The 5,057-nt window shown below is 41.9% G+C and carries 4 protein-coding genes; all 4 read right to left on the minus strand.

Going from position 1 to position 5,057, the window contains the following annotated elements; all coding sequences use genetic code 11:
* Window positions 1-76: 76 nt before the first annotated feature.
* Window positions 77-685 carry an alginate export family protein gene (locus Q0081_RS13700; RefSeq protein WP_298354279.1) on the minus strand — a complete coding sequence of 203 codons (609 nt, stop codon included), beginning with the start codon at window positions 683-685 and terminating at the stop codon, window positions 77-79.
* A gap of 59 nt (window positions 686-744) precedes the next feature.
* Window positions 745-1,485 (minus strand): LytTR family DNA-binding domain-containing protein, encoded by a 741-nt coding sequence (locus Q0081_RS13705; protein WP_298354281.1) that lies wholly within the window; start codon window positions 1,483-1,485, stop codon window positions 745-747.
* A 575-nt stretch (window positions 1,486-2,060) separates the two neighbouring features.
* Window positions 2,061-3,569: a DUF1593 domain-containing protein gene (locus Q0081_RS13710; RefSeq protein WP_298354283.1), complete on the minus strand. Its 1,509-nt coding sequence runs from the start codon at window positions 3,567-3,569 to the stop codon at window positions 2,061-2,063.
* A gap of 57 nt (window positions 3,570-3,626) precedes the next feature.
* Complete coding sequence (locus Q0081_RS13715; RefSeq protein ID WP_298354286.1) at window positions 3,627-4,937, minus strand: nucleoside hydrolase-like domain-containing protein; 1,311 nt, start codon at window positions 4,935-4,937, stop codon at window positions 3,627-3,629.
* Between the last annotated feature and the right edge of the window lie 120 nt (window positions 4,938-5,057).

Consider the following 5,057-nt stretch of genomic DNA (forward strand, 5'->3'; position numbering starts at 1 on the left):
CTGGTCAGAAAGTCGCTATCCTTTTCCAAATTGGACAAGTGGCACAACTTGGCGATTGGTTGGTGCTTTTGGCAATTCAACTTGGAGAGGCAGCATTACATTTGATACACCGCCCAAAATTTGCAATAGCTCTTCCTCCGTCAAAACTTCTACGGACATTTAACGCTTCGCGCATTGATACAATCCTACCCGTCCCCCAGTTAAATTCCTGCCGTCCTGCCATTAACTTCAACTGTAGTTTTTGAAAAGGTATCGTAAATTCAGCAAAGGCCTGATGCAGGTCTAATTTATCGTATTGCGCAAAGATCCTTCGGGCATAATATCCATGATACAACTCGCCAAAAAAACGGATGTGTTTACCAAATTGCAAACCAGTATGCAGAGCCAATCGATGTCCGTAAATGCCTTTATCCTGCTTTGAGTCACTCGACCAACCATCATTCTGAAACGCTTCATAACGAGTTCTCACTTGCCCTCCTATTGTAAAATGAACACTATTTGACTTGTTTAGAGGAATTAATTTCAACTCACTTAGAAAGGGTTTAGTGAGTTTGTTTTTTTGCCAAAATTCTTCATTCTCGTCACTTCGCAGTATTTTATATCCCTCAAAAATATTTTTTTGCTGAGCATTTGCTCCCTGAAAAAACAAGAGAGACAGAATGAATGGGAGTAAGTTTTTTGTCATTTTACGATCTTGTTATGGGTTTAGACAATTGTTTATCAGAGGGTTAGGTTGAATAACTCCTATATTTTCTTTAAACGACTCATCAACTCTTCCTTGGAGGATTTACTTAGCGGAATTTGCTTACTCCCAATATGAAGATACAACTCTCTGATTTGCTCAACGTGCTTTAGATTCACGATAAAAGAACGATGCACCCGAATAAACTCAGGTCTGTTTTCCAAAACCTCGCTCAATTTTCCCAGATTTTGGGTCAACATAAAGTGCGTTTCTTTCGTAACTATTTTACTGTAGTAATCTTCTGCTTCCACCCACAAAATATCATCAAAAAAAACGCGCTCCATTCGATCTTTCGTCCGAATAAAAAGGCGGTCATTCAATAAAAAGGTATTATCATGATTGGAATTTGGCTTCGCAACCTTATTTTCTTTTTCCGAATTAGCAATAGCAAGTTCTATGGTATATTTCAAATCCCGTGTCCGAAAAGGCTTGGACATGAAGGCCGCCGGAGCTGTATTCTTTGCTTTGGCAAACGTATCTGCCCCCGAATCGTTGGTTAAATAGATGACTGGCAGTTTGTATTTTTCCAGAATCCGGTGAATGGTCTCTACACCATCCCAGGTTCCTGCCAATTGAATATCCATTAGTATTAGGTCAGCAGTTGCGTGACTGAGAGCATCCAACGCTTTTTCTCCCTGAGAGAAAGGGCCGATTACACCAAAGCCCATCTCCAACAATTTATCTTTAAGATCAGCCCCAACTATAGGCTCACCTTCTACAAGAAGTATTTGTATGTTTTTCATAAACAGGTTATTACATGCCAAATTCATTCATTCGACAGGCGAATTGCCCGTAAAAGCGAATGTCTAAGAATTGAGCAATTAAATTGAGTCGAAACTACTTTGTATCAAATTTATGCAGTAAAACCATACAAAAATAAAACAAAATACTGAGCTAATGCAAATATTATTACTGTTTATTCTAAAATTTTCAGTGCCCCCTTTTTCAGTACTTAAAAAGCCATTCCATCAAAAAAGTCTTACTCTTTCACCGGACTAAAGATCAAGATTAACCATTTCAAAAATTTACAAAGTATTTATACTTAATATATTTGAACCAACCTATATATACGTCAGCAAAATGACATTTTTCCCGATAGACTTATAAAAACATAAAAGGAAGGAGAAGTTTGGTTGTGCAATAGAATATGAAAGAAGAACCGTTGGCGCGAATATACTTTTTAACTTCGGAGAGGTTTGACTAATGCAGAAAGGATTTGATTGTTGAAGAAATAGCTTCGGAGAAGACCCAAAGGGTTTCTCCGAAGCTATCGCCTGTTTGATGAATAAATGAACATCAAAACTGTGACCCTAATAAACTACTCAATGTTCAAAATGACTCGCTGATAACGAGTCAGCGCGGGCGAACCTTCGTCTTTGCCTTCTATAATGATATGAATCGTGTCACCACTTTTGGCAGCGCCCGGCAGTTGAACCTGTGCTTTTGTTCGTTCCTGAGTTATGGTCACTTTTTCGGGCGATGTCCCCGCCTCGGCATAGTGCCAAAAAATAAAGTTCACTTTGTTTCCATCCGGGTCAGTCGCAGAGGCAGTCAGTGTAATTTTGTTTCCCGCTTTGACTTTCAGCGAATTTCCTTCTTTGACCGAAATTTTGGGAGCATGGTTGGCTTCCTTATACGGTTTGATGCACCAATCGGCACGAGCAGCGAAATCCATTTGGATCGCTTCTATCCAACGGGTTTGGGGATATGTCAAATCCATTTTTTGGGTATAAGGATTATAATCCGCTACTTCTTTGCCATCTTCCCAACGGTTCGGGTTTTCAATCGATTGTTTCAAGCGACCGCCCCAACCGCCGTATTCGGGGTGTTGGATATTGCCCAAACCCACATCGATCAAGTGCAAATACGAAGGAGAATCGCCCTCTGAAATAAAATCGTACTTACCAAATGCGCCCCACTGCCCTGTTTTCACTTTGCTCAAATCACCGTGAACGTGTTCATCATCGCCGGCCTGTTTTTGTCCGTCACCGTAGCTGTAATACATTTTGAGCAGTGGCCCGTGATTAGTAATGATTTCTTCGCCCATAAATTTTCCTTCGAGCAGGTAATGCTGCGAAGGAGGTACGGCTCGCTTCCACGGATAGGCAAGGCACCAAAACTGACTTGCATTGTAAAATACCTTGAGGTCTTTCCAGTTGACCGCTACGTAGTTGCGGTACGTAGCATCTTGGTCCAAAATGGCGTAAATAATGGCCTTGTCGCATACTTTTTTATAGATTTTTGACCATTCCGGCGTGTTTTTGTACTGCTCTTCGATGGATTTCAAAGCCCGTGCAATGGTATTGGTCCCGCCCCATACCTGTAAATAAAGAGGTTCAACAGTATTGTCCAGCAGTTTTTCTTTAATAAACTCCGAGCCTTCGGTTACTTTTTTCATCTCCCCCTCAAAATCAATATTCCCTACTTTGATGAAGCTTCGGAGGTAATTGGGAGTTGGGAAACCTTGGGCGTGCGTACTTAAATTGGGGAATATTTTTTCATAAGCGGCAACCAAGTCCTGCATCCAAGTCACGCCAGGCCAACGGAGGTCGGTTTTTTCGCCGTACAGTTTCTTGGTCATCTCCATTTCCGACACCCTTTTTGTCCCTTTTCCGTCACCTTTGTAATGCCACATAGAACTGCTGTACACCAATCCTTCCAACTTAAATTCATTGGCATATAACAACATTCGGATGAACGAATCCACGTCGTCTATTTCCCCATCGGTCGTAACAATGGTCCGAGGCTTCGTTTGCCCGATAGCTGTACTCGTTAGGCCTATTGCGCCTATTAGTAGAAGGATTAATATGCTGTATTTGGTCTTCACTTTCCGTATTATTTTTGTAGGTAATTCTTTTTTCCAATTGCAGACTCCTGCACCTTATTATTTAAGCCATGCCCAGCGCTTTGCCCAATCGGAGAGAAATGCTTCACGGTGCTTTGATATGGTTCTTGCACCCTGCTGTTCTCCTAAAAACAGTTCCGGATTTGGCAAATCACCGAACCAATTCTTTCCGAGCTTAAAATCATTTTTTGAAGGTTTGCCAGGCCACGGGGCTGTACTTACATACTCTCCCTTTTGGCCGTCTAACTCTGCTATTTTACTGTGGGTAAGGTAATTACTTACTTCCGGCTTTTTCGAGGAATACCGTACCGCATACACTCCATTTCCTAAATAATACCCGGGCCATTCCTGTTTTTGAACCTCCAATGTAAAACAGGCAGAATCAGGTGAAATAGCTAAACGAGGGCCTTTAAAACGCCATTCCATCACTCCATAGGCGGGGATAGTGTCGGCAATAGTCGTATTTCGCTCAAAAATTGCGTTTGAACTGCGACTGATCGGGACAAATTGCCCTCCCCAGCTTTCCCCTTGGGGATGATTTGGGGTTCCGTGCATCAGGTACGCCAACGACGGGGTATCTCCCATCTTGACGTATCCTTTGTAATAGTTGATAAAATCTGCGCCCATCGCTCCGTGTCCTTTGATGAAGTTCTCATAGTAAGCGCCGTCGTGCATCGTTGCAGGGGCTTTTTCATCTTCCATAAACCACCCTCGGTACGTAGCGTTTGCTTCTATCATCCATACGTTAGAATGGTGGGCTACGATATACGAATAGGAGTTGATACTCCACTTTTTATTGGGCCCTCCAATCCAATAAACTCGGATGTTTTTCTCAATTTCCGGGGCATCGTGTAAGGCTTGCGCAAGGTCTTCCAATCCACCCCAAACCAGTACCCAAAGCGGTTGTTTACTTTTCTTTTTGGCACTTTTAATAATCCATTCGGAACCTTCAGTAGGTGTAGTGTAGCCTGCATAAGGTGCCCCGGGAATTATCCCCTGTTTGCAAACTTGGCGTAACTGATTGGGAGTCGCCAATGCCTTGTTATGAGCAACCATCTGAGGATAGTCTTTTTCATAGAGGTCAATCATATCCAGAAGGTCTTTTTTTCTTCCCTTACCATACGGCGACGAAATCAAGCCTTCAATTTGAAACAAATCTGAGTACATCATCAAATAAATCATAGACTGATTGTCGTCAGGGTCGGTGCCGCCAATGTCGGTACTCACAATGATGCGCGGCTTTTCTTTGGATTGGGCGAAGGCAGCACTTACCGAACCTATTCCCTGAATCAGAAGTACTAAAATACATTCAAAAAGAAAACGTCTACTTTTTATTATTTTCGATTTCATATTTCGGCACTGATTCTTTAATTTATGGTAAACATAGGAGGTTTCATCATTAAAAGGTCTTCTAATGAGTAAATTTGCTTGACAAGGCCTTGTTTCATAGCAGGTGAGTTTTTTTTATAC

This window comes from Runella sp. (assembly GCF_027484545.1).
Taxonomy (GTDB): domain Bacteria; phylum Bacteroidota; class Bacteroidia; order Cytophagales; family Spirosomataceae; genus Runella.